Annotated in this window: 18 protein-coding genes; 10 read left to right on the top strand and 8 right to left on the bottom strand. The window is 61.4% G+C overall.

The features are described from left to right. Positions 1-205: 205 nt before the first annotated feature. The 3 genes from I5L79_RS11895 to I5L79_RS11885 are packed head-to-tail and all read right to left on the bottom strand — an operon-like array spanning position 206 to position 2,718. The gene (locus I5L79_RS11895; protein ID WP_196955274.1) at positions 206-808 is read right to left on the bottom strand and encodes a class I SAM-dependent DNA methyltransferase; all 603 of its coding nucleotides are present in this window, start codon (positions 806-808) and stop codon (positions 206-208) included. A gap of 12 nt (positions 809-820) precedes the next feature. After that, complete coding sequence (locus I5L79_RS11890) at positions 821-1,531, bottom strand: PIG-L deacetylase family protein (protein ID WP_231403059.1); 711 nt, start codon at positions 1,529-1,531, stop codon at positions 821-823. A gap of 32 nt (positions 1,532-1,563) precedes the next feature. Then, the gene (locus I5L79_RS11885) at positions 1,564-2,718 is read right to left on the bottom strand and encodes an acyl-CoA dehydrogenase family protein (protein ID WP_196955272.1); all 1,155 of its coding nucleotides are present in this window, start codon (positions 2,716-2,718) and stop codon (positions 1,564-1,566) included. A gap of 228 nt (positions 2,719-2,946) precedes the next feature. On the opposite strand from I5L79_RS11885, the gene purH reads away from it, so the two are divergent. The 6 genes from purH (at position 2,947) to rodA (ending at position 10,632) form a co-directional block, all read left to right on the top strand. Then, positions 2,947-4,470 (top strand): bifunctional phosphoribosylaminoimidazolecarboxamide formyltransferase/IMP cyclohydrolase, encoded by a 1,524-nt coding sequence (gene purH / locus I5L79_RS11880; protein WP_196955271.1) that lies wholly within the window; start codon positions 2,947-2,949, stop codon positions 4,468-4,470. A 250-nt stretch (positions 4,471-4,720) separates the two neighbouring features. Beyond that, a complete protein-coding gene (locus I5L79_RS11875; protein ID WP_149070810.1) occupies positions 4,721-5,746 on the top strand; it encodes a rod shape-determining protein in 1,026 nt (341 codons plus the stop codon). Between the two features lie 108 nt (positions 5,747-5,854). Continuing rightward, positions 5,855-6,778: a rod shape-determining protein MreC gene (mreC, locus tag I5L79_RS11870; protein ID WP_196955270.1), complete on the top strand. Its 924-nt coding sequence runs from the start codon at positions 5,855-5,857 to the stop codon at positions 6,776-6,778. Next, a complete protein-coding gene (locus I5L79_RS11865; protein ID WP_231403058.1) occupies positions 6,778-7,317 on the top strand; it encodes a hypothetical protein in 540 nt (179 codons plus the stop codon). Before mreC ends, I5L79_RS11865 begins: the two co-directional genes overlap by 1 nt. A gap of 107 nt (positions 7,318-7,424) precedes the next feature. Then, positions 7,425-9,266 carry a penicillin-binding protein 2 gene (mrdA, locus tag I5L79_RS11860; RefSeq protein WP_262894881.1) on the top strand — a complete coding sequence of 614 codons (1,842 nt, stop codon included), beginning with the start codon at positions 7,425-7,427 and terminating at the stop codon, positions 9,264-9,266. Positions 9,267-9,354: 88 nt separating this feature from the next. Next, the gene (gene rodA / locus I5L79_RS11855) at positions 9,355-10,632 is read left to right on the top strand and encodes a rod shape-determining protein RodA (protein ID WP_196955269.1); all 1,278 of its coding nucleotides are present in this window, start codon (positions 9,355-9,357) and stop codon (positions 10,630-10,632) included. Positions 10,633-11,081: 449 nt separating this feature from the next. On the opposite strand, the gene I5L79_RS11850 is transcribed toward rodA, so the two are convergent. From I5L79_RS11850 to I5L79_RS11840, 3 genes are all read right to left on the bottom strand, one after another. Further along, a complete protein-coding gene (locus I5L79_RS11850; protein WP_196955268.1) occupies positions 11,082-16,034 on the bottom strand; it encodes an Ig-like domain-containing protein in 4,953 nt (1,650 codons plus the stop codon). A gap of 517 nt (positions 16,035-16,551) precedes the next feature. Further along, positions 16,552-17,592: a hypothetical protein gene (locus tag I5L79_RS11845; RefSeq protein WP_196955267.1), complete on the bottom strand. Its 1,041-nt coding sequence runs from the start codon at positions 17,590-17,592 to the stop codon at positions 16,552-16,554. A gap of 13 nt (positions 17,593-17,605) precedes the next feature. Further along, positions 17,606-18,799, bottom strand: a complete 1,194-nt coding sequence (locus I5L79_RS11840; RefSeq protein WP_196955266.1) for a hypothetical protein — start codon at positions 18,797-18,799, stop codon at positions 17,606-17,608. Between the two features lie 36 nt (positions 18,800-18,835). Between I5L79_RS11840 and I5L79_RS11835 the strand changes: the two genes are divergently transcribed. The 4 genes from I5L79_RS11835 to recO all read left to right on the top strand — a co-directional run bounded on the left by I5L79_RS11835 (position 18,836) and on the right by recO (position 23,146). Continuing rightward, positions 18,836-19,159, top strand: a complete 324-nt coding sequence (locus tag I5L79_RS11835; protein ID WP_196955265.1) for a 2Fe-2S iron-sulfur cluster-binding protein — start codon at positions 18,836-18,838, stop codon at positions 19,157-19,159. Between the two features lie 154 nt (positions 19,160-19,313). Continuing rightward, positions 19,314-19,949, top strand: a complete 636-nt coding sequence (locus I5L79_RS11830) for a thymidine kinase (protein ID WP_317191379.1) — start codon at positions 19,314-19,316, stop codon at positions 19,947-19,949. Between the two features lie 52 nt (positions 19,950-20,001). Then, positions 20,002-22,344 carry a type IX secretion system anionic LPS delivery protein PorZ gene (porZ, locus tag I5L79_RS11825; RefSeq protein WP_196955264.1) on the top strand — a complete coding sequence of 781 codons (2,343 nt, stop codon included), beginning with the start codon at positions 20,002-20,004 and terminating at the stop codon, positions 22,342-22,344. An 82-nt stretch (positions 22,345-22,426) separates the two neighbouring features. Beyond that, positions 22,427-23,146 carry a DNA repair protein RecO gene (gene recO / locus I5L79_RS11820; protein ID WP_196955263.1) on the top strand — a complete coding sequence of 240 codons (720 nt, stop codon included), beginning with the start codon at positions 22,427-22,429 and terminating at the stop codon, positions 23,144-23,146. Positions 23,147-23,270: 124 nt separating this feature from the next. Here the strand turns inward: recO and I5L79_RS11815 are convergent, their stop codons facing one another. Together I5L79_RS11815 and I5L79_RS11810 are read right to left on the bottom strand one after the other, a co-directional pair. After that, positions 23,271-23,708 carry an FKBP-type peptidyl-prolyl cis-trans isomerase gene (locus I5L79_RS11815; RefSeq protein WP_196955262.1) on the bottom strand — a complete coding sequence of 146 codons (438 nt, stop codon included), beginning with the start codon at positions 23,706-23,708 and terminating at the stop codon, positions 23,271-23,273. Between the two features lie 2 nt (positions 23,709-23,710). After that, positions 23,711-24,250, bottom strand: a complete 540-nt coding sequence (locus tag I5L79_RS11810) for an FKBP-type peptidyl-prolyl cis-trans isomerase (RefSeq protein WP_196955261.1) — start codon at positions 24,248-24,250, stop codon at positions 23,711-23,713. Positions 24,251-24,295 lie beyond the last annotated feature (45 nt).

The following is a 24,295-nucleotide window of genomic DNA, read 5'->3' as shown; positions in this document are numbered from 1 at the left end:
CAGGCCCAAGCTTCCCTGTCCGACATGCTGCTGCTGGCGGCCCAACTGCACGTGCGGGCCGACGAACTGGCATCCCGCTTGACGCAGGCACCTTGTTTTGGCTTGGTGTGGGAGTGGGCGCTGGCCCGCTTCCGGCAGGTACAGCCAATGGAGCCAGTGCCGATGAAGCAGGCTTTAGCCGAAGTCAGGCAGCAGCTCCGGCAAGCTAAGCCGGCTTCTTTTCCAGCAGATCGAGCCGGTACGTGGGCTGCCGCTGGTGCAGCAGATGCTGCGCTATTCCCCCGGGCCGGGCGTATTCCAGAAACAGCGCGTGCACTTCGTCGCCGGTGAGGGGGTAGTCGTGGACGGGCGGTGTCCAGTGCACCAGCAGCAGCTGCCCACCCGGTAGCAAGGCGTCAAATATGGTTTCGGCGGCCCGGCGCAGAGTTGGCTCATCCCAGTAGTAGCCCACCTCCGACACCAAGATCAACTCAAACTGTCCCGCTGGAAATTCATCCGGCACCTGCATCCGCCTGAACTGCACGTGAGGGAAGGCCGTGCACCGTTGCCGGGCCCTGGCTAGCGCGGCTTCAGCCACATCTACGGCCAGCAACTTCTGGCACCGGGGCGCCAGCTGGGCCGTAAGCACTCCCAGCGAACAGCCAATTTCGAACGCGCGCTGGTAGCAGGGCCGGGGCAGCGCCGCGAGGGTAGCTTGGTACTTGCTGTGCTCGTAAGGGCTGGTTTCGAAGCTCCAGGGGTCGGAGTTGGCGCGGTATACGTCGTCGAAATAAGAGGGAGGCAGGTTATGCGGCTGGTTGGGGTTCATGGGCAAGCAATGCTAAGCTTCGGCCGGGAACAAGGGTTCCAGGTAGGTTTCAAAGGGCTGGGCGAAATGAGCCAGCATTGACGGCGCCAAGTAAAAGCCGGTGGGGTCATCATCTATAGGACCGTTGGGCAGCTGAGAAGTGTGGGCGGCCAGGGCGTGCTGCTTCTGGTCGAGAGCAGAACGGATGTCCAGGCGCCAGCCCTGCACTTCCTGCGGCAGAGGTACGTCGGCGGGGGCGGCCCGCTCCCAAGCCCATACCACATACTCCAACACGCGGGGCGCAGTAGGTAGCTGGGCCAGGGCCTGCTGTACCAACTCGGTAGTGGCGCGGTGGTCGGGGTGCGGGTCGCGGCGCCAGGGTGTTAGTACGGTAGCCGGGCGAGTAGTCAGCAGCAGTTGGGCTAACTGCTCCAGTGCCTGGGCATCATCGGCAGCTACCCGACCATCGGGCCGCGCCAGGCAGGTGAGGGCCGCATCAGCCACACCCAGCCGTGCCAGGGCTTCGCGGAGCTCTGCTTCCCGGAGGGCCTGCCGGGCGGCAGGTGGGTAGCGCCGGGAGCCCGGGTGCGACATCGTACCGTCGCTTACCAGCACCACCCATACGGGCACCTGCGCTTGCCGCAATAGCGCTATCAGCCCGCCACAGCCCAGCGTTTCATCATCGGGGTGCGGGGCTACGACCAGCGTAGGGCCACAGGATAAAGCTACCGTAGCGGGCCGCAACGGCAGCGTAGAAAAAAAATTAACCGCACTACTCATTTCCAAAGCTGATAAGTGGGCGTGTCGGAGCTCAGGGCGAAGCGGCCCACATCGGCCAGGGCGGCATCAGGGGCGGGTTGGCGCAGGTAATGGGTCAGGTCGCGGTGGAGGCGCTCCAGGGGCTCAGGGCGCAACAGGCCGCGAGCCCCCACGCAGCGTTCGGCCAGGGGCAGCACCCGCAGGCAGATTTCCTCAATAGCGGTGCGCACCATGTTGGCGTAGGCCACGGTGGCTTCAGCCTGCTCCGTGGCCTCGGGGCGGGCAGCGTGTTCGGCGGCGGCGCGCAGCCACTGGCGGCCACTTTCCACCAGCGTAGCCATTTCGCCGAGGCGCTGGCGTTGGTAAGGGTCATCGGTGCGGCCCAGCTGGCGCAGGAAGCGGCGGGTTTCATCCAGCACGCTCTCGGCCCCGCCCAGCTGCACCGCCGCAAACCGGATAGCCCCACCACTAAACCAGGGGTGCCGGTAATAGTCGTTGGGTGGGCCCAGCAGCTGCGCCGGCGTTACTGTCAGCCCTGTAAAGTCGGCCCGGAAGCTGGCCGAGGCGCGCATACCCAGTGGCTGCCAAAACGAGGAGTCGAGGGCAGGCGGCTGGACGTCCGCCTCCAGGATAAGCATTTGCCAGCCCCCATCGGGCAGGCGCCCCGTAAGCAGGGGCCGCGTGACGTGGCCCGCCCCTGAGGCAAACGTTTTGGCCCCGTGCAAGGCCAGCTGGTCATCGGGTTGGGGCAGGAGCTGCACGCCGTCGGCGGCCTCGGTGTTCCAGACGCCAAACAAGTGCCCCTCACGCGCCTCCGCCGCCCAGTGCGCCTGCTGCTCGGGCTTGCCGAAGCGCAGCATGAGTTGGAGGGCATTCACGTGGCCTTCAAATACGCGGCCCACGGCCAGGTTGCCGCGCCCGATGTGACAGAGCACCCGTAGCAGTGCCTCATCGGCCAGGCCCACCCCGCCCAGCGCAGGCGGCAGCACAGCGGTGAGCAAGCCCGCGTCACGCAGCCAGGTAAACTCCTCCACAGGGAAGCCGCCGTCGAAATCAGAAAAGGGCGCATGAGCAAACAGGCGGGGAACCAGCTGCGCGGCGGCGGTTTCGGGGGCGGGCAGCACCACAGGTGCCAGCGGCAGCTCGGCGGTGGGAGTAGGAGGAACGGACATGGAAAACGAAGCAGGCAAGCACAACAGTAACTCTGATACCGTCAGTTGAGCTTAAGGGTTATGTTCGCCCCTATGTCAAGTGAATCTTGTGGACCTTTCTTGTCACCCCGCCGTCAGAGAAGGAGTGCTGCCGGGCAGCGGGCCTGTCAGCAAATTGGTGCGGGGCTTGGGTAGCTAACCGGACGCTGCCTACCTTCGCGGCGTCGTCCAGTTCAACCTTTTCTTGTTATGATGCAGTCCATTCGCTCCGCTTTAGTTTCCGTGTATTACAAAGACCGGCTGGAGCCGCTAATCCGGGTGCTGGCCCGGCACAGCGTGCAGCTGTATTCTACGGGCGGCACCCAGAAGTTCATCGAGGAGCTGGACGTACCCGTTACGGCCGTGGAAAGCCTGACGGGCTTCCCGGAGGTGTTCGGGGGCCGCGTGAAAACCCTGCACCCCACCGTATTCGGGGGTATTCTGCACCGCCGCCACGAGGCCGCCGACGTAGCGCAGGCCGCTCAGCACCAGATTCCGCCCATTGATTTGGTGATTGTAGATCTGTACCCCTTCGAGGAAACTGTAGCCTCGGGGGCGGCGGAAGCTGATGTGATTGAGAAAATCGACATCGGCGGCATTTCCCTACTCCGCGCCGCTGCCAAAAACTACCGCGACGTGCTGGTGGTCAGCAGCCGCGACCAGTACGAGGCCGTAACCACGCTGCTAACCGAACAGAACGGCGCTACTTCCCTGGAAAACCGCCGCCAGTATGCCGCCGCTGCCTTCGGGGCTACCTCGCACTACGACACGCAGATTCACGCCTATTTCCTGGGGAATAAGGAGTCAACGGACGCAAAATCCTCCTTAATTACCCCGCTGCGCTACGGTGAAAACCCGCATCAGCAGGGCGCATTCCACGGCGACCTGGCGGCGCTGTTCGACCAGCTGCACGGCAAACAGCTCAGCTACAACAACCTCGTGGATGTTGACGCGGCCGTACTGCTGATGCAGGAGTTCCAAGCCGATGGACCGGCCGCCTGCGCCATTCTCAAGCACACCAACGCCTGCGGCGTGGCCCAGGCCGATACCCTCACCGAAGCCTATCTGAACGCCTTGGCCTGCGACCCGGTGTCGGCGTTTGGGGGCGTCATCATCGTGAACCGGCCGGTGGATGTGGCTACGGCTGAGGAACTGCACAAGCTGTTTTTCGAAGTGCTGATTGCGCCCGACTTCGCGCCCGACGCTTTGGCGGTGCTACAAGGCAAGAAAAACCGCATTCTGCTGCGCCAGAAGCCGGTGGAATTCCCGCAAAAGCAAATCAAAACCCTGCTCAACGGCGTCATCGAGCAGGACTTCGACCGCGTGGTAGAAGGTCCCCGGGAGTTCCGCACCGTCACGGAATCGGTGCCCACGGCCGAGGAGACGGAGGCGCTGGCGTTTGCCCTTAAAATCTGCAAGCACACCAAGAGCAATACCATTGTGCTGGCGCGAGCCGGGCAGCTGCTGGCTTCCGGCGTGGGCCAGACGTCCCGCGTAGACGCCCTGCGCCAGGCCATTGAGAAGGCCCGGGCCTTCGGCTTCGACCTGCAGGGCGCCGTCATGGCTTCTGATGCCTTCTTCCCCTTTCCCGACTGCGTGGAAATTGCGGGCGAAGCCGGCATCCGGGCCGTGGTGCAGCCCGGCGGCTCCATCAAAGACCAGGACAGCATTGCGGCCGCCAACCAGCTGGGCATGGCGATGGTACTCACGGGCGTGCGGCACTTCAAGCACTAAGGTGAGTGAGGAGGTGACACGTAACATGTGACCGGTTCGAGCGAGTTGTTACCGTTTGGGTACAAGCCCGGCCGTAGGTATACGGCCGGGCTTGTGGCATTATGGACCGGCCTGGAAGCATGTTAGACGTACTCATTTCTATGTGCGCCCTGTTACCTGCCGCGTATCACTTGTCACTCAATTCCTGCTTACCTTTGCCCCACTTTTGACGGGCGCAACCCGCCCGTTCTCATTTATTTGCCGCTACTCAATGGGTTTCTTCAATTTTCTGACCAGTGACATTGCCATTGACCTGGGCACGGCCAACACGCTCATCATTCACAACGACAAAATAGTGGTGGATGAGCCGAGCATCATCGCAAAAGACCGCACGACCAATAAAGTAATTGCCGTGGGCCGGCAAGCGCAACAGATGCACGAAAAGACCCACGACAACATCAAAACCATACGCCCCCTCAAAGACGGTGTAATTGCCGATTTCCACGCCGCCGAGGAAATGATTAAGGGGATGATCAAGATGATTGACACCCGGACGCGGCTGTTTCAGCCCTCCCACCGGATGGTTATCTGCATTCCCTCGGGCATCACGGAAGTAGAGAAACGCGCCGTGCGGGACTCCGCCGAGCACGCCGGCGCCAAGGAAGTGTGGATGATTCAGGAGCCCATGGCCGCCGCCATCGGCATCGGCATCGACGTGGAGCAGCCTGTGGGTTCGATGATCATCGACATCGGAGGAGGCACCACCGAAATTGCGGTTATAGCCCTGTCGGGTATCGTGTGCGACCAGAGCATCAAAACCGCCGGGGACGTCTTCAACCAGGACATTCTGGACTATATGCGCCGCCAGCACAACCTGCTGATTGGGGAGCGAAGCGCCGAGCGCATCAAGATTGAAGTAGGCGCGGCCCTCACCGAGCTGGACCAGACGCCCCCCGACTTTGAGGTGCGCGGCCGCGACCTGATGACCGGCATTCCGAAGGTTATCAAGGTTACCTCATCGGAAATTGCCATTGCCCTCGATAAGTCGGTGGCCAAGATTGAGGAAGCCGTGCTCAAGGCGCTGGAAATCAGCCCGCCCGAGCTGTCGGCCGACATCTACGAAAACGGCATTCACCTGACCGGCGGTGGGGCCCTGCTGCGCGGCCTCGACAAGCGCCTGGCCGCCAAAACTAAGCTGCCCATCCACATTGCCGAAGACCCGCTTCGCGCCGTGGTGCGCGGCACCGGTGCCGCCATCAAAAACATCCAGGCCTTCCGCAGCGTGCTGCTGACCTAGAATTGAGATGAGCAGAAGTGAGAAGTGAGACTGTTGTTCTGGCACCCCATTCCGGTTGTTTGAACGAAGTCTCACTTCTCACTTCTCACGTTCTCATATCTCTCTTCCATGAATAACCTCTTCGCCTTCCTGTTCCGGTACCGGGGTATGCTGGCATTTGGCCTGCTGGAGGTGTTGAGCGTGTTTTTGCTGCTGCGCAACAGCGACTATCAGCGGGCGGCTTTCTTCAACTCGGCCAATGCCTACACCGGGCAGTTTCTGGCGCTGCGCACCCGCGTGTACGACTACTTTCGGCTGGTGGAAGTAAATAAGGCGCTGATGCAGGAAAACGCCACCTTGCGCCAGCAGCTGTACCCGCCGGATACGTCCCGGCGCGTGGCGGCTGTGCTGCCTGTGCGGCAGGATAGCCTCACGCAGGCCCGCATCCAGCGCTTGGGCCGCCCCGATTCGCTTTTGTTGGGTTTGCGCAGCCTGCCGGCTCAGGACCCCGCTTACCCACTGGTGCCGGCCCGCGTCATCAGCAATACACTGCGGCGGGTAGATAACTACCTGACCCTGAACGTGGGCAGCCGCCAGGGCGTAAAGCCGGGCATGGGCGTGGTGGCGGCGGCGGGCGTAGTGGGCCGGGTGAAGGTGGTGAGCGAGAACTACGCCACGGTATCGTCGGTGCTGCACTCCAAAACGGCTATTTCGGCCAAGATCCTGCGCGACGGCACGTTCGGCAGCATCAAGTGGCTCGGCGACGACCCCACCCGCGTACTGCTCGACTACATTCCGCGTCAGAACCGCCTCGTGCGCGGCGACACGGTGGTGACGTCGGGCTACAACGCGGTGTTTCCGGAGGGGGTGCTCATCGGGCGGGTGGAGAGCTTCGTGAAGGAGCCCGATAAGAACTTCTGGACGGTGCAGGTGCGCCTGGCGCCCGATTTTTCCAATCTTACCTACGTGTACGTGGTAGCCAACCGGGCCCAGGCCCAGCGCGACACATTGAACGTGCGGGCGGGCATCAAACCGGAAGGAGGGCAACCCTGATGCGTGGTCTGGCTGGTACCCTGCTCATTCAGATTCTGCGGTTTGCGCTCTACGCCTTTCTGCAGGTGTTCGTGGTAAGCCACGTGACGCCTACCGGCCTGTTCGGGCTGGGCTGGTGCTTTCTGTACCTGGGCTTTCTGCTGTTTCTGCCTATTGCCACGCCTATTGTGGTGCAGCTGCTGCTGGGCTTTGCCATGGGCATCAGCATGGACGTGTTCTTCGACTCGGGTGGGGTGCACGCGGTGGCTACGGTGCTGGTGGCCTACCTACGGCCCTGGGTGCTGCGCCTGCTCACGCCCCGCGACGGATACGACGCCTCCGACTCCGTGAACATTCACCGCATGGGCTGGCAGTGGTTTGGGGTGTACGTAGTGCTCTTGTTGGCCATTCACCACGCGGCATTTTTCTTCGTGGAGCTGGGCGGGTTTCGGGCGGTTGGTCTCACGCTGGGTAAGATTTTCGTGAGCGTGCTGTTTACGGGCCTGGTGCTGCTGATTGTGCAGCTGGTGTTTTTCCCGGCCGGCCGCCGCAGCCGGTAGCGCGCGGCCACCTTCCCGGTTTTTTGCAACTTCCCCAACGGCTAACCGGTTATCTTTGCACTTCCGATAACTGTATCGGAACATCGTATTTCTCAGGTTTTTCTGCTTTGCAATACTTAGAAGGCCGCAAGTTTGTGGTGATGGCCATTTTTCTGGCCGTGGCAGTAGTGTTTGCGACGCGGTTGTTCTATATCCAGGTGCTCGACGGCAGCTACAAGCTGGCCGCCGACCGCAACACGCTCCAGCGCATTGTGCAGACGCCTTACCGGGGCCTCATCTACGACCGCGCCGGCAAGCTGCTGGTGCAGAACACGCCCGTGTACGACCTGATGGTGGTGCCGCGCGAGGTGAAAACCCTCGATACGGCTCGGTTCTGCCAGCTGCTCCAGCTGCCGGTGGAGGACTTGCGCGCCGGGCTGCTGGCCGCCAAAACGTATTCCAGGGTGAAGGCCTCGCCGCTGGTGCCCAACCTGAGCACGCCCGAGCTGGCGGCCATTCAGGACAACCTGATGGACTTTCCCGGCTTCAGCATCAAGGCGCGCATGGCCCGCTCGTACCAGGATACGGTGATGGCCCACGCGCTGGGCTACGTGGGGCCCGTAACGCCGGCTCACCTCGAAAAGCCCAAGTACGCCAAGTATCTGGCGGGCGACAACCTTGGGATTTCAGGGCTGGAGTCGTTCTATGAGCAGCAGCTGATGGGCCAGCGCGGGGTGCAGTACCGCATGGTAAACGTGCGCGGCATTGAGAAGGGCGCCTTCCGGGGCGGGGAGTTCGACACGCTGTCGAGGGCCGGGCAGGATCTGCACTTGAGCATCGACCGGGAGCTGCAGCGCCTGGCGGAGAAGCTGATGGCCGGTAAGCGCGGCTCCGTGGTAGCCCTCGACCCCAAAACCGGCGAAATCCTGGCGTTTGTATCGGCGCCCACTTACAATCCCAACAAGCTTACCGGCAAAGGACTGGGCAACCGCTACATGGAGCTGCTGCGCAACCCCGAGCGGCCTTTGTTCGACCGGCCCCTGATGGCCACGTACCCGCCCGGCTCGGTGTTTAAGCTGGTGAACGAGGCCATTGCCCTGCAGGCCGGGGTAGTGACGCCTACCACGGGCTTCCAGTGCAACTGGAAGCTGGTGCGCTGCACCCACCGCCACGAGCCGCCCAACAACGTCAATATTGCCATCAAGCAAAGCTGCAACCCCTATTTCTACCAGGTGATGCGCGCCATGGTAATGCGTGGCCGATCTACCCGCAAAACCGAGGACGCGGCCTTGGGCCTAGCCGACTGGCGCCAGCAGGTAGTCAACTTCGGGCTGGCCCAGCATCTGGGCGTGGATTTGCCGGGGGAGCGGATGGGGCTGATTCCTTCGCCTAACTTCTACAACAAGCAGTACGGCAAAAACCACTGGAACTTCCGCACGGTATATTCACTCAGCATCGGGCAGGGCGAAATCGGTATTACGGGCCTGCAAATGGCCAATATCCTGGCCATTATTGCCAACCGGGGCTGGTACTACACCCCGCATTTCGTGCGCAGTGTGGGCAAGCAGGGGCCCTTGCCCCAGTTCCGGGTGCAGCACCGCCTGCCCATCGAGCCGCGCCACTTTGAGGCCCTGGTGCCGGGCATGCAGGAAGTGATAGACGGGCGCGGGGGCACGGCCAACCTGGCTTCGCTGGCCGACGTGGGCATTTCCGTAGCCGGCAAAACCGGGACCGTGCAGAACTACCACGGCGAGGACCACGCCACCTTCGCAGGCTTTGCGCCGGCTCAGGATCCTAAAATTGTGGTAGCTGTGTTCATTGAAAACGCCGGTTTCGGGGGGCTTTCCGCTGCGCCGCTGGCCTCTCTGCTCATGGAAAAATACCTGCGAGGCAACGTGGCCCCCTGGCGGAAGCGCTGGGAGTCCTGGCTGCCCGGCCCCGCCGACCGTTTCCTGTCCCGCCGACACTAAAAAGAGGTGCTGGTTTCTGGTTGCTAGTTTCTAGTTATCAACCAGGCAACCAGCAACTAAAAACCAGCAACCAGAAACTTTCTTAAACATGTCTTCTCCCGCCCGTTATAGCCGCAGTATCGATTGGGTAACGGTGGGGCTGTATGCGCTGATGGTGCTGCTGGGCTGGCTGAACGTGTACGCGGCCAGCTACTCGCCCGAGGCCCCCGCGACGTCGTTGCTCAACTTCGAGTTCAACTACGGCAAGCAGTTGGTGTGGATTGGGACTACGGTGGTGCTCATCGTAGTGCTGCTGGTGATTGACTATAAGGCCTACGACACATTTGCCTTTGTGCTCTACGGGGTGATGATTGTGCTGCTGATTTTGACGAGGTTCATTGCCCGCCCTATTGCGGGGTCCCTTTCTTGGCTGGAGTTGGGGCCGGTACGCCTGCAGCCGGCCGAGTTTGCCAAGTTTATCACGGCCCTGGCCGTGTCGCGCTATATGGCGGGCATCAACCTGCGCAACCAGAACTGGCGCGACCAGCTGGTGCTGGCCGGCCTCACGCTGCTGCCGCCTCTGCTGATTGTGTGGGCCAATGAAACTGGGCAGGCGCTGGTGTTCGGGGCATTTCTGCTGGCTTACTTCCGGGAGGGCATGTCGCCCCTGATTCTGCTGGTGCTGGCTGCTGCGGCCATTATTCTTATTCTGGCGCTGCTGGTGCCCAAGCTGTGGCTGGTAGCGGTTTTTACCCTCATTCTGCTGCTGGTTTTCGCCTTCAATACCCGGGTGCTGCGCCACCATCTGCCGGTGGCGCTTAGCGTGTGGGCCGTGGTTATCGGGATGGTGTTCGGGGTGGATTACTTCTTTAACAGCGTACTGCACGACTACCAGCGCAAGCGCATCGAGGTGCTCATCAACCCCTCGGCCGACCCGCTGGGGGTGGGCTGGAACGTGACGCAGTCCAAAATTGCCATCGGCTCGGGCGGTTTCGCGGGCAAGGGCTTCCTGCAGGGCACCCAAACCAAGTTCGACTTCGTGCCCGAGCAAAGCACCGACTTCATTTTCTGCACCGTGGGGGAGGAGTGGGGCTGGCTGGGCACGATGACGGTGATTGTGCTGTTTGTGGCGCTGCTGGGGCGCATTGTGTACGTGGCCGAGCGGCAGAAATCCGTGTTTGGGCGCACCTACGGCTACTGTGTAGCCAGCATCATCTTCTTTCACTTCAGCATCAACATCGGCATGACGATAGGGCTGGCCCCGGTGGTGGGCATCCCGCTGCCGTTCTTCAGCTACGGGGGCTCCTCGCTCTGGTCGTTTACCACGCTGTTGTTCATTCTGCTGGCCATTGACGCTTACCGCAAGCAGGACCTGGAGCGGTACTAGCAGTAGCGTCAGGCAAGTTGCTACCAAGTCCTGCCAGCCCAAGAGGTAATCAAGCAGCCAGGGAAAACCCGCGTCCGTACCCGGAATCGTTGAAACATGACCCGGAACCGTTGAAACATGACCTGAAATGCCTGGAGCATGACCCGGAACGCTTGAAACATGACCCGGAACGATTGAAACATAGGCCGGAACGCCTGGAACATGGCCCGGAACAATCGATGCTGTAGCCGGAACGCTTCGAACATGACCCGGAACGCTTCGAACATCAACCGGAACGCTTGAAACCATAGACTGGACTTTTGGAATCCGGGAGCGGGACTTTAGAATCAGCCAGCCGGACTTTTTCTGAAAAACAGCACCCGTTGGGGCCACTGCATTTTCGGGAGAACATACAAAAAGGGCCGCAGACATTGTCTGCGGCCCTTTTTGTTTAGGATTGCTCGTCCTGGCTATTCCTTGACGAACTTCTGGACCTCGGTGCCCTGGCTCCCCCGGATGGAGAGGAAGTACACGCCCTGGCGGAGACCATTGACGTTCAGCTCAGAAACCAGCTGGCGCGCGGCTACCTTCTGCTGCAGCACCACCCGGCCCAGGCCATCGGTCACGGTCAGCGTTTCGGCGGCCACCAGGGTTTCTACCCGCAGGCGGCTGGTAGCCGGGTTGGGGTAGAGCTTAGCCGCTATGGCGCTGCTGGCGTTCTGGCTGGCCAGGGCCGTGCCGGTACGGGCCTGCAGGTTGCAGCTAGTGCCCACGGTGTAGGAGAAAGGCGTGGCCGAGTTGTTGCGCTCGGGGCCGCCGGCGCCCACCTGGTAAGTGAAGTAGAGGTTAACCACCGTGCCCGTGGCCATAGGCAGCGTGTAGGTGAAGTCCCCGGCCGCGTTCTTGGTCATCGTGTAACCTGGGTAGGCCCCGCTCGTGCCCTGGCGCAGGTAGAGCAAGGCCAGGTTGCCGCCGGCCGTGGCCCCCAGCGGGTGGAAGGTGATGGTCAGGTTGCCCCCGCTGCTCACGGCCCCGTAGCTGAAGTCTGAGGTCACGGCGCAGTAGCCGCCCGTGGATGCATTGCTCACGCTCACGCTCACGGCCGAAGAAGTCGTTACCGCCCCGGCATTGTCGGTGGCACGGGCCGTCAGGGAGTAAGAGCCCGCGGCTACGCCCGTCCAGGTGTAGGAGTAGGGAGCCGAGGTGTCGGTGCCCAGCAGGGTGGTGCCGTTGTAGAAGGCTACGGAGCTGACCGTACCGTTAGCATCGGCCGCATTGGCATTGATGGTAATGGAAGCCGGGGCCGTGAAGGTCGCGCCATTGCTGGGCGAAGTTAGGCTTACGGTCGGCGGGGTGTTGGTGGTCACGGCCGCGAAGCTCAGCCAGTTTACGTTCACGCCTCCGGCTGCCGCGTAGACGCGCAGGGTCTGCGCGCCGGCCGGCAGGCTCACGGTAGCATTGAGCGTCTGCCAGCTCTGCCAGCCGCCGGTAGCGCCTACGTTCACCGAGCCTAGCACGGTACCGGCGCTGTTGCGCAGCTGCAGCGTGGCCCCGCCCGGCTGGCTAGCCACGCGGAAGCCCACGGTGTAGGAACCGGCCGAGGCCACGTTCACGGCGTAGTCCATCCAGTCCCCGGTTTCGATGTAACCCACGTTCAGGCCCCCGTTTGTGTCGGTAGTCGTCTCGGTCTGGATGCCGAGCATAGCCGAGTAGCTTTCCGCCTCAATGGTGCCGGGAATGGTCTGCCCGCTTGGGGCATTGCCTACTGTCACGCTCACGGCCGAGGAAGTCGTCACGGCCCCGGCATTGTCGGTGGCACGGGCCGTCAGGGAGTAAGAGCCCGCGGCTACGCCCGTCCAGGTGTAGGAGTAGGGAGCCGAGGTGTCGGTGCCCAGCAGGGTGGTGCCGTTGTAGAAGGCTACGGAGCTGACCGTACCGTTAGCATCGGCCGCATTGGCATTGATGGTAATGGAAGCCGGGGCCGTGAAGGTCGCGCCATTGCTGGGCGAAGTTAGGCTTACGGTCGGCGGGGTGTTGGTGGTCACGGCCGCGAAGCTCAGCCAGTTTACGTTTGTGCCCGTGGAGGCTGAGGCGTAGAGGCGCAGGGTTTGCACCCCCGCTGGCAGCGTGACCGTCGTGGTCTGCGTCTGCCAGCTCTGCCAGCCGCCCGTGTTGCCCACGTTGATGGAGCCCAGCACCGTACCACCGCTGTTGCGCAGCTGCAGGGTGGCTCCGCCGTTGGCCGAGGCCACGCGGAAACCGACCGTGTACTGGCCGGCCGCGGCCACGTTCACGGAGTAGTCGAGCCAGTCGCCGGTTTCGTACCAGTCTACGTTCTGCCCGCCGCCCGTGTCGGTGGTGGCTTCTTTGTCCGTGCCCTGCTGGGCTGTGTAGCTCTCGGCTTCAATCGTACCGGGAATGGGCTGCGCCGTGGGCGCTGCTGGCACTGTCACGCTGACGGCCGAGGAAGTTGTTACCGCCCCCGCGTTATCCGTGGCTTTAGCTGTGAGAGAGTACGTACCTGCACCTACCCCGGTCCAGGTATAGGAGTAAGGGCTAGCCGTATCCGTGTTCAGTAGCGTGGTGCCGTTATAGAACTCCACTTTGCTGATGGTCCCATCTGAGTCGGCGGCATTGGCGCTGATGGTGATGGAGGCCGGAGCCGTGAAGCTGGCCCCGTTAGCGGGCGAAGTCAAACTTACCGTGGGCGCAACGTTGGTGGGCGTAGTGCCGGCCGAAAGGCTGCGCAGATTATCGATGTAGAACACCGAGCCGTTGGTGGAATTCGGGGAGAACAGAATCACCACGTTGTCGATATCCGCGTCAGCAGTGCCGGCGTCGGGCGAGTTGGCGTAGGAGAAGGTGAGCGTGTGCCAAGCGTTGGTTTGCTTGACGACGGCCTGGTAGATGCTGTGCCGGCCCGAGGGGTAGTTGCCGGGCGTGGAGGCCGTGCTGCTTTCCAGCTGCCACGACACCACCGTGCCTACCGGCGCTGAGGTATACACGTCCATGGCAAACACTTTCTGGCCCGAAACATAAGCGCTGCCGTCCTTGATCTGCGAGCTGATCAGGGTGAGGGCGTCGTACTGCGAGGCCGTGTTGCGGGTGTACTGGCCCACTTTCGCTGAGGTATTGATGCCCGTGGCTGAAGGGTTGTTGGCAGCGGCTACATACGTGCCGTTGGCGTTGCGGAAGGCCAGGTTCCGGATGGCGTCATAGTTCTCGAAGGTAGTAGCCGCCGAGTAGGTTGGCGTGGCCTTCTTGGCAATACGGATGTTGTCGATGTAGTACGTCTCACCGGTGTACAAGCCACTGTTGAACAGCACCGCCAGCTGGTCGATAGCCACGTTGGCCGTGCCCGCATCAGGCGCGGTGTTGAAGGCGAAGGTCAGCGTTTCCCACTGGTTTTGCTTGGTGGTATTGGCCAGGTAGGTACTGTTGCGGCCGGCCGGGAACGAGTTCAGTGGGGCCGCAGCCGTCTTGTTTTGCAGGGTAATGTTGATGGGTGTACCCACGGGCGCCGAGGTGTACACGTCTACCTGCAGCTGGTAGGTTTGATTTTTAAACAAACCGGCATCCTGGATTACGGAGCCGGGGGAACCGGCATCCAAGAACAGCACGTCGTACTGCTGGGTGGAGTTGCGCACGTATTTGGCCACGTTGGCGGAGGTATTCACACCGGCCGCGCCGGGGTTGGCCGTGGGGGCCGTGTACACGCCGTTGGTGCCGGCCGCGTTGAAGGTCAGCTTGCTGGTACCGTCGTAGTTGAGGAGCACTTCCGTCGAAACCACGGCCGCTTCGGGCTGCTTTTTAATCAGCAAGTTATCGATGTAGTAGGTCGCGCCGGAGTTGGTAGCCGGCTGGAACAGGAAGGCTACGTTGTCGATGGAATAGATGCTGGTGCCCGCGTCCAACGACTTTTCAAACTCAAACTCCAGCGTTTCCCAGGCGTTCTGACGGGTGGTAAAGGCTTTGTAGGCGCTGTGCCGGCCCAGCGGGAAGTTGATGGCCGTGGTTACCTGGCTGTTCTCAAACTGCATAGTCACCTTGCTGCCTGCGGGGGCCGTGGAGTATACATCAATGAACACCTTGCGGCGCCCGGCAATAAAGTCGTTGGCGTTGCTGATGCCCAGGTTGCGTACGTACATCACATCGTACTGCTCGCTGGAGTTGCGCACGTACTTGCCCACTTTCGCCGAAGTGTTGATGACGGTGGAAGGGTTGGTTACGGCCTGCGTGAGCGTGCCGGTGGTGGTGCCGTAGGTGATGACGCGGTTGGCTTCGTAATCCTCGTACACGCGGTCCAGTTGCAGGGCCGGCGTCACGGTAATGGCCTTGGTGTAGGTAGCCGCCGCGCAGCCACTCACGGCTACGGAGGCCGTCACGTTGCCGCTCACGGCCCCGCTGGCGAAGTTCACCTGAATGGCGTTGGTACCCTGCCCACTGGTGATGGTGGCGCCGCTGGGCACCGACCACGTGTAAGTGCCGCCGGTAATGGCGTCCATGCGGTAGGTTTTGTTCTGGTCGCCCTGGTGTACCTGGTCGGCCCCGAACACGGCGTAGTTGTAGGTTCCTTTGTACACCCGCACGTAGTCGACCTGCGTGTTCACGGGGAAATCGGAGGGGGTGGGCTCCTGGTTGCCGGTGTACGGCGTGCCGGGGCCGCCCACGGCCGTATTCAGGATGATGTAGAAGTTGCCATCATTGAAGGGCCAGGAGTTACCGGTTGTGGTTTTGGGTGTAGCCGTGTGAAACAGGTTGCCATCCACAAACCACTTGATCTGATCGGGGCCCCATTCTACGGCGTACACGTGGAAGTCCAGCGACAAATCCACCGTGGAAAGGTAGTCGCGCCCGGTGAAGTGCCAGCCGCCCGCGTCGTAGTGAATGGTGCCACCTACCGACTTAGGGTTCTTGTGCTTGGCCTCCATGATGTCGATTTCACCCGTGTAAGGCCAGTTGCCGGGGTCGGCCAGCATCCAGAACGCGGGCCAAGCGCCCTGGGCCGAAGGCAGCTTCATGCGGGCTTCAATGCGCCCGTACTTAAACGTTTGCAGCCCGCCCGTAGCCGGCACTTTCGACTGTAGCTTGGCGGAGGTGTAGTTGTAGGTGCGCCCGCCTTCCACGGAGTTTTCGTAGCGCGTGGCAATGTTCAGAATGCCACCCGAAACGGTAGCATTGGCGGGGCGGTACACTTGCAGCTCGGCGTTGCCAAAGTTACAGTTGCCTACGTTGCAGCCGTCGCCGTTGTATACCTGCCACTTATCGAAGTTGCCGGGGGTGTCGAATTCGTCCTGCCAGACAATCTGGTTGCATTGGGCCTGCGCGGCGGTGGGCTGAAGCAGCCAGCTGGCACCAGCGGCCAGGGCCAGCCGGGCCCAGCGCCCGAGCCAGCGGCCCGAGGGGGTAGAGGTTGTGTTCATTATGGTGGGATTAAGGTAGAGGGGCAGCGCGGAACCACCAGGAACCTAAACCAACAATCCACCAACCCTAAATAAAGCGGCTGGGAGCTGAGTTAGTTGGCAGAACCAGCTAAAACTGGCTGCCCGGTACTTGGAGGGGTACCAAATATACCGGCATTGTATCTTGGAAAGCAACTAGTAAAACGGGCTTTAATACCGAAAAAGCACGTTTTTCCGTTATGCCACACGTACGTTATACGCTTACCGCGCAAGCGGAAAGCACCTTCATTCCGGCAACAGCCTTTCAGCTGCTACCATCACTGGTTGCGTAGCACAGGTAAGAAACAATGAAAAAAGTATCCGTTAGCCCGAATTATATTCAGCTTGAATGCCGATTGAATGAAATATCTTTTCCGAAAGCACGGCCGGGCTTTCAACAACCGGATAAATGAGGTTAAGTCAGTTGATTAGTAGGGCTTTATTTGCGGGCCGGACCTTCGCTTCGAAGCCTCAGCCCCAGACATACCGACAGCTGTGCTTATGGCAGCAGCCGGCTTTGAACGGTGCGTTGCAGCTGCGTGATGACCAAAGCCAGGGCCACCGTAAATGCCGGGGCAAACAAGTAAGCCATGCGGGCCAGCTCGCTGGAAAGCAGCATGTGTACGCCTACTACAGCCCCTAATGCTGCCCCGCCCCAGCCTAGCGGCCGCGCCCATACGCGGGCAGGCACCAGCAGCAGGGCCAGCGTGGCAAACCCAAACGCACTGAACATTTCTCCCGCCCCTTTCACCGATAACAGCCGGCTCAGCGAATAGGTCACGTTTTCGAAATGGTTGAGGGCATTATGGACGCTGGCACTGGTGGGAGTAGCGGCCTGCGCGTCAATCCAGTAGCGCAAAGCCAGGGTAAGTGCCCCGGATAACGCCAGCCAGGCCAGCTGCACCGGCCACCGCCCCGCGCGCTGCCCAAATACCAGCAGCCACGGTACCAGAAACACAAACGACTCCTTGGCCAGGGGCCCCAGCAGAATGCACGCCACCAGCGCTGCCCGCGAGTGACTGGCCGTTGCGTAGAACCCCAGCGCAAACACCAGCATGTATAGGCTGTCGACTATAGGCAGGCCGGCAATGTACACGGCCCAGCGGCTGCTTAGCACCAGCAGCATGGCCAGCGCGGCTGCTTCGCGGGTAGCACCGTAGCAGCGGCTGCCCTGGTACCACAAAAGCCCTGCGGCGGCCAGTACAAGGGTATTCACCACGTAGAAAGCCAGCCGCAACGGCCACTCCGTAGCAGCACGCTGCGGCCATACCCGGGCGTATACTGTCTCCAAAGGCCAGGCCACAGCGGCCGCTACGGCAGGTACCAACACCCGGTAGCGGCGCGTAATGCTGATATCCCGAAACTCGCCCCGGGCCACGCTCAGGTAGCTGCGCGTATCGAGGGAGTGGGAGAAATCATAGTGCACGTACATGGTGTAGGCCGGGCCGGCCAGCACGCCCACGGCCAGCCCGTACACCAACAGCAGCCGCTGCCAGTGCCGGCGCAGCAGGCGGGGCCAGCCTACAGCCAACATATCCATGGCACTGGTGGGCTTACTCAAACTTGCGGTCAATCAGCCGCAGCAGCTTGTTGATATGCTCATCCTTGCGCACCCAGCTGTATTGCTTGGCCAGATCTTCCTGCACGTAGCGCCGGGCCGAAGCGGCATCGGGCAGAGCATCAAGCTTCTGGATAGCGGCGTGGTATTCCATGTTTTCGCCGTTGAACAGCTCATTGATAAAGCTGAACCGCTGGTTGATGGAAATAGCCTCGCGCAGGGATTCTACCTTGGGCGCTTTGTCGGCCAGAGTGGCCGTGGTCGGGCGCTCCGCCCGCAGCGTTTCTGCCAGGCCGGGAGTGGCGCGCTCCGCTTTTTCGGCCTTCAGCTTTTCGTAGAGCGGCACTTCCGTAGCAGAAGGCACCGCCGGAGGAACCGCGGGTGCTGGGGCAGGTACCGGAGCGGGAATGGGGGCTGGTGGCACTACCACCGAAGGAGCCGGAGTGGGAGCAGGCTTAGCAACAACTGGTTCCGACATGGGAGTTGGCGTCGGGGCAGGGCTGGGCACTGGCAGGGGTGCCGGAGCAGCAACAGGAGCCGAAGCGGAAGCCGCAGCTTCATCCTCACGCAAATCAATTTCCGACAAAGGCAGCAGGGCGCTCAACTCGTTCACCACCGTTTCCATGGGGTGTAGCGTCTGGTAATTGGTTTGCTGATACAGCCGGAAGCGGCTGCTGAGCAACTCTCGGTCCAGGGTCGTGCCTGCCGGCAACGACTCCACGAAGCCCTGAAACAGCGGTTTCTCTACGTCGAAGTAGCGCAGGCCTTCCTGCAGCTGCTCCCGGGACACGGTCGGCTGCGCGGGCAGCAGCTTTTCATCAAAGCCCACGGCCGGCTCGGCGGCTACCCGCAGGGTGTCTGTTACGGCCCGAGCCAGTAGGGGCTCAAATGCTTCCCGGGTCAGCCGGATTCGGCGGGAAAGCAGGTTCATCAGTTGCGTAAGCGCCTGGCGCACTTCCGCGTCCTCGAAGTCGAAGTAAGGGCTGCGGAGCTGGGCCATTTCGGCTGTCCACTTGGCTAGCAGCTGCTGCACCACAAACAGGTTCACCTGCCGCACCGGGGTAAAGCGCAGCACGGCCGGCCCATCCAGCGTGGCGTCGGGTTGGGGGCCAAAGTGCCGCTGGCAGAGGTGGGCAGCCAGCTTCTGGCCGTACGCTTCGAGTTTGGGTTGACTATATTTGTCCTTCATGGCAAGCCGGGTTCACGGCGGGAAAGTTAGAGAAAGATGCCCACACTGACGGTGCAGAACCTGCCCGGCGCTACGCTGGAAGTGCCCGCAGGGGCTACGCTGCTGGCCGCCGTGCAGGCCGCCGGCTACGACTGGATGCACGCCTGCGGCGCCAAGGGCCGCTGCACCACCTGCCGCATAGCCCTGACGGCGGGGGCGGAGTTCCTAACGCCACCCACCGCGCCGGAGTTGCGCTACCAGGCTGCCGGCCGCCTGCTGCTCCAGGAGCGCCTCATGTGCCAGACTCGCCTGGAAACCGGGAGCGTCAGCGGCCGGGTGCCCCGCGCCACTATGCTGCCTCACCAGCAGTACCTGGAGTAGCCAAGGCCGTTCAGAGAATCATACTGCTTGATTTATTGAGTGGTAGCCACTGCTGCCCGGCGGAAGCTTTGAGCCTACCCGCCGGAAGTCGTACCTTAGATGTTCCGAGGAGTGCCGGGAAACCGGCCTCCGGCAACGCTCAACAACCAACGCTGTGTTTATAGAACCCCGTGTGGGCAATGCCCGCGACATGCCCCGCCGGGGCTGGATTGAAGTGGTGTGCGGCTCCATGTTTTCGGGGAAGACCGAGGAGCTGATCCGCCGCCTGAACCGCGCCAAAATTGCCCGGCAGCACGTCGAAATATTCAAGCCCGGCCTCGATACGCGCTACCACGCCCAGAATGTGGTGTCGCACAACGCCAACAGCATCCGCTCCACGCCCATACAGCTGCCCGAGGAAATGCTACTGCTGGCCAGTAGCTGCGACGTGGTGGGGGTAGACGAAGCCCAGTTCTTCGACTCTTCGCTGGTGGAAGTCTGCATCCAGCTGGCCAACCACGGCAAGCGCGTCATCGTGGCGGGGCTGGATATGGACTACCTGGGCCAGCCATTCGGGCCCATGCCGGCTCTGATGGCCGTGGCCGAGTACGTGACGAAAGTGCACGCCGTGTGCGTGTGCTGCGGCGAAATTGCCTCCTATTCTTTCCGCATTGCCGCTTCCGAAAGCAAGATTCTGCTGGGCGAAACCGACTCCTACGAGGCCCGCTGCCGGGTGTGCTTCCTGGAAGGCCAGCAAGGCAAGCACACTGATGGGGAAACCGCCGCAACTACGGTGCTGGCGCAGCACTAAACCGACCGCCGCAGCGTTAGGCGACACTACTTCTTGCTTTTAGCTTTCTTCGATGCGGCTTTTTACTCGTGCGTTAGCAGTTGGATTTCTGATAAGCGGGCTATGCGCCTGGAACGCCACTAGCAGCAAGGCGCAGGGCAGCGTAGGCTACGGCGACTGGCAGCTGCACCTGCCCACCAACCGCGCCCTGGCCCTGGCCGATACCGGCCCGCTGGTATACGTAGCGGCTGAGGACGCTTTCTTCGTGTTCGAGAAGGAGCTGCACACCACCCGCCTGCTGTCCCGCCGCGACGGCCTGCACGACGTGGGCGTGCGCACCGTGGCCTACGATTCGCTGACCCAGCAGGTGCTGGTGGCCTACCGCAATGCCAACCTCGACGTACTGCGGCCCGACGGCTCCATCCGCAACCTCAACGATATTCTGCGTAAGCAGCTGGCAGGTAATAGTAGCATCAATCAGGTGTCTTTTCACGCCAGGCGCGGCTACCTGGCGGGCAGCTTTGGCTTGGTCGTACTGGATATGGACCGCTTGGAAGTGCGCGAAACGTATTCCAACATCGGGCCGGGCGGCGCGGCTGTGCGCACGTACGCCTCCACCATTCTTGGCGACTCGCTGTACGTGGCTTCTTCGGCCGGCGTGTTGCGGGGCCGCCTCACCGATAACCTGCTCGACTACCGCAACTGGAATACCGACCCCGGCGGCGTGCAGCGCGACGGCGACCCGTACCGCGCCATAGCCACCCAGAATGGCCACGTATACGCCGGCCTCGACTACACCAATCTGCTGCGCTTTACTGGCCGCGAGTGGGTAGCCCTCGGGGCGCTGTCGGGCAAGGCCTACCGGCAGCTGACGCCTTCGCGTCTGGGTCTGCTTGTAGCGGACCAGGAAAAAGTATCGGTGCTGAGAGCCGATGGCTCCAGCATCAGTTACACATCGGAGCTGGTAGCCGACCCGCGGGCTGTCCTGCGTGGGCGCGACGGGCACCTGTACGTAGCCGATAACCGCAACGGCCTGGTGGTATCTTCGCCGGATAAGCAGCAGTTCGAAAACTTTGCGACCAACGCACCCGCCACGGCCAGCGCCTTCAACATCCTACCCGATGCCAGCGGCCGGACGACGGTTTTCACGGGGGGATTTTCCGACCGTTACCTGCAAACGGGCAAGCACGAAGGCTTCTTTGAGTTCAAGGACGGGAAATGGACAAACATCACGCCTCAGACTATTCCTGATCTGACGCAGTACCCTGACCCGCAGGATCTGGCCCGGGGTGCCCGCGCGGCCGATGGCACCTTGTATGCGGGCAGCTATGCCAACGGCCTGCTGGAGTGGAAAGGCCCGGGCAAGTTTCGGTTGTTCAACCCCACCGAAAACCAGCCCAACCCTATTATCAGTGCCCTGAAGGATAATCCCGGGTATGCCCGTATCACGGATGTGGCCGTCAATGCCAACGGCGAAGTATGGGTGCTTAACCGGCACCCGGAGTTTCCGAACAGATCGGGTGTGCACATTTTCAAGCCGGCCTCCGGGCAGTGGCGCACGGTGCCGTATTTCCCCGGGGCCGAAGCCCTGGACCGCATTGCGCTGGATGAGTACGGCAATGGCTGGCTTACCCGCTCGCGCAAGGATGGCACCGGCCTGGTAGCCGTAGACCCCGCTACCGGCAACTACCGTGCGTTCACGGAAAGCTCCGGCGGGCTGCCCGAGAAAGGCAGTGACACTTACGACATTGTGAAAGACCGGCGCGGCGCCATCTGGATAGCCACGGCCAAAGGTGTGGCCGTGTACGACGACCCCAGCCTGGTGTTCACGGCCGACGACCCCGGCTTCCGGCTGCCCATCGTGCGGCGCGGCGCGGGCAGCAACTATCCCGCTTTGTTTACCGAAACTGTGCGTACCCTGGCTGTAGATGGAGGCAACCGCAAGTGGTTTGGCACCGATGCCGGCCTCTGGCTGTTCAACGAAGATGCCGACGAAGCCCTGCTGCACTTCACCACCGAAAACAGCCCGCTGCCCTCCAATAAAATCGTGGATGTGGCCGTGAACGACAAAACCGGCGAGGTATTCGTGGCTACGGAGGCCGGGCTGGTGGCGTACCGGGGCTCGGCCACCATCACGGAAGGCGCGCCGGCCTGCGCCAAAGTATTTCCGAATCCTGTGCGCCGCAGCTTTACGGGGCAGGTGGGTATTTCGGGCCTGGCTAATAATGCCATCGTCAAGATTACGGACGTGAGTGGCCTGCTGGTGTACCAGACGCGCGCCAGCGGCGGCACCCTCACCTGGAACCTGCTGGATTATAACGGCCGCCGTGTGCAGTCGGGCGTGTATCTGGTACTCAGCTCCGATGCTGATGGCAAAAACGGCTGTATCAGCAAAATTGCCGTAGTTGAACGATAAGTGAATGTGCGAGGCGGTGAATGAGTGAGCAGCAGCCCTCAGTTCACCTCACTCGCTCATTTACTCATTCACTCCCTGTCTTATGCTCATCAAAACCCGCGGTATCGTCCTCAACTACATCCGCTACCGCGAAACGTCCATTATTGCCCGCGTGTACACGGAGCAGCTGGGGCTGCAGTCGTACGTGGTGAACGGGGTACGCAAGGCCAAACCCCCTGGCCGCATTGCCCTGTTTCAGCCGTTCACGCTGCTGGAGCTCGTAGCCTATACGTCGCGGCAGGGGGGCATTACGCGGCTGTCGGAGTTTCGGTGTGCCGAGCCGTTCGCGGCCATTCCCTACGATGTGCGCAAGAGCAGCGTGGTGCTGTTTCTCTCAGAAGTAGTGGGCCGCACGGTGCAGGAGGAGGAGCAGAACGAGCCGCTTTTCCGCTTTCTGCACGACTCCATTCTGCGCTTCGACCGACAGGCGGAAGGATTTGAGAACTTTGCGCTGGAGTTTCTGCTGCAGCTAGCCAATTACTTAGGTTTCGGCGCCGAATCGGGCCAGGAAATTACGTCCCAGGTAGCTTTTGCCGGCGCTGCGCCCAACACGGCCGCCGATACCGGCCCAGTAGCATTGCGCTTTCAGGAGTTCGACCAGTATTTTGATGAACTGCTACGCACTCCGGCGCAGGCCGCTATTCCTAACGGCCGCGTCCGCCGTGAACTGCTGCAGGTGCTTATCCGCTACTACCAGCTCCACGTCGAAAAGCTAGGCGAAATCCGCTCGTTGGCCGTACTGTCGGAAGTGCTGGCTTTTTAGGTAGTGCTTGGTGCTTCGTGCCTCGTGCTTAGGCCAAGAGGTAGTTAGGGAAAAGAAAAAAGATGAAAAAGAAAGGCCCCGCAACGGTTGTTGCGGGGCCTTTCTTTTTCATACACTCTAAGCTCTACTTTACCCGCACTATGTTCAGCTCGAAGCGCAGATCGGTATTGGGCGGAATGGTGAAGCGCTTGTTGTCGTCGGGGTCGCGCACGCCTTTGGCCCCATAGGCCAAGGCGGCCGGAATATGCACCCAGGCGCGAGTACCGGCGGGCAGGAGCGGCAGCACCTGTTCCCAACCGGGAATGACGTCATGCTCGCCTAAATGAGCCTTCACCGGACGTCCTTCTATGGCCGACGACTCAAACATTTTGCCATCGGGTAGAAAGCCGGTATAGTGCACCAGCACAGTATTGCCGTTACGGCCTGCCGCACCGGTTCCCAGGGTGTGTACCACGTAGCGGATGCCCGTGGGCAAGCTCAGCGTATCCGGCGCAGTCTGGCCATAGGCGGCCACCGGCAGCACCCCCAGCAATAAACTCCACAGGATAGACCGATGCTTCATGGCTAGCGTTGTCTTACGACCTCAATATCAAACATCAGGGGGGAATCGGCGGGAATAACGCCACTGGCGCTGGCACCATAGGCCATATAGGAAGGAATCAGCAGCGTTTTCCGGTCACCTACTTTCATCAGCAACAAAGCTTCTTCCCAGCCAGCAATTACACTATTGGCACCGACCAGCACGTTAAAACAGCCACAGGGGCTGCCGTTGTCGATGGATGAATCAAACTTGGTGCCGTTAAGCAATTGCCCAATGTATTTGACTTGGTACGAGGTGCCTTTCACCACCTGCGCGCCGGTTCCCTCAGTGATAGGCACCAAGTACAGGCCCGATTCAGTTTTGGTGAAGTTGGTGATGTTATTCGTCGTCAGATATGCCCGAATAGCCTCATCATCTTTTATTTTCTGCTCGGCCGTGTGTTTTTCAGTTTCCTTGGCGTAGTCAGATTTGCAGCCGGGCAAAAGCACGGCCGGGGCAGCTCCGAGCATCAAAAGGAGCGCAGGCAGGAGCAGGCGGCGACGGAAGGAAGAAATGCGAGTCATAGAAAAAGGAAGTAAAAAGTTCGCGCCGCCACAGGGGCGGCGCGA

Origin of the sequence: Hymenobacter guriensis (genome assembly GCF_015773195.1) — a bacterium.
In the GTDB taxonomy this organism is placed as follows: Bacteria; Bacteroidota; Bacteroidia; order Cytophagales; family Hymenobacteraceae; genus Hymenobacter; species Hymenobacter guriensis.
Note: the sequence above shows the minus strand (reverse complement) of the source record. Positions and strands in the feature narration are given on the sequence as shown.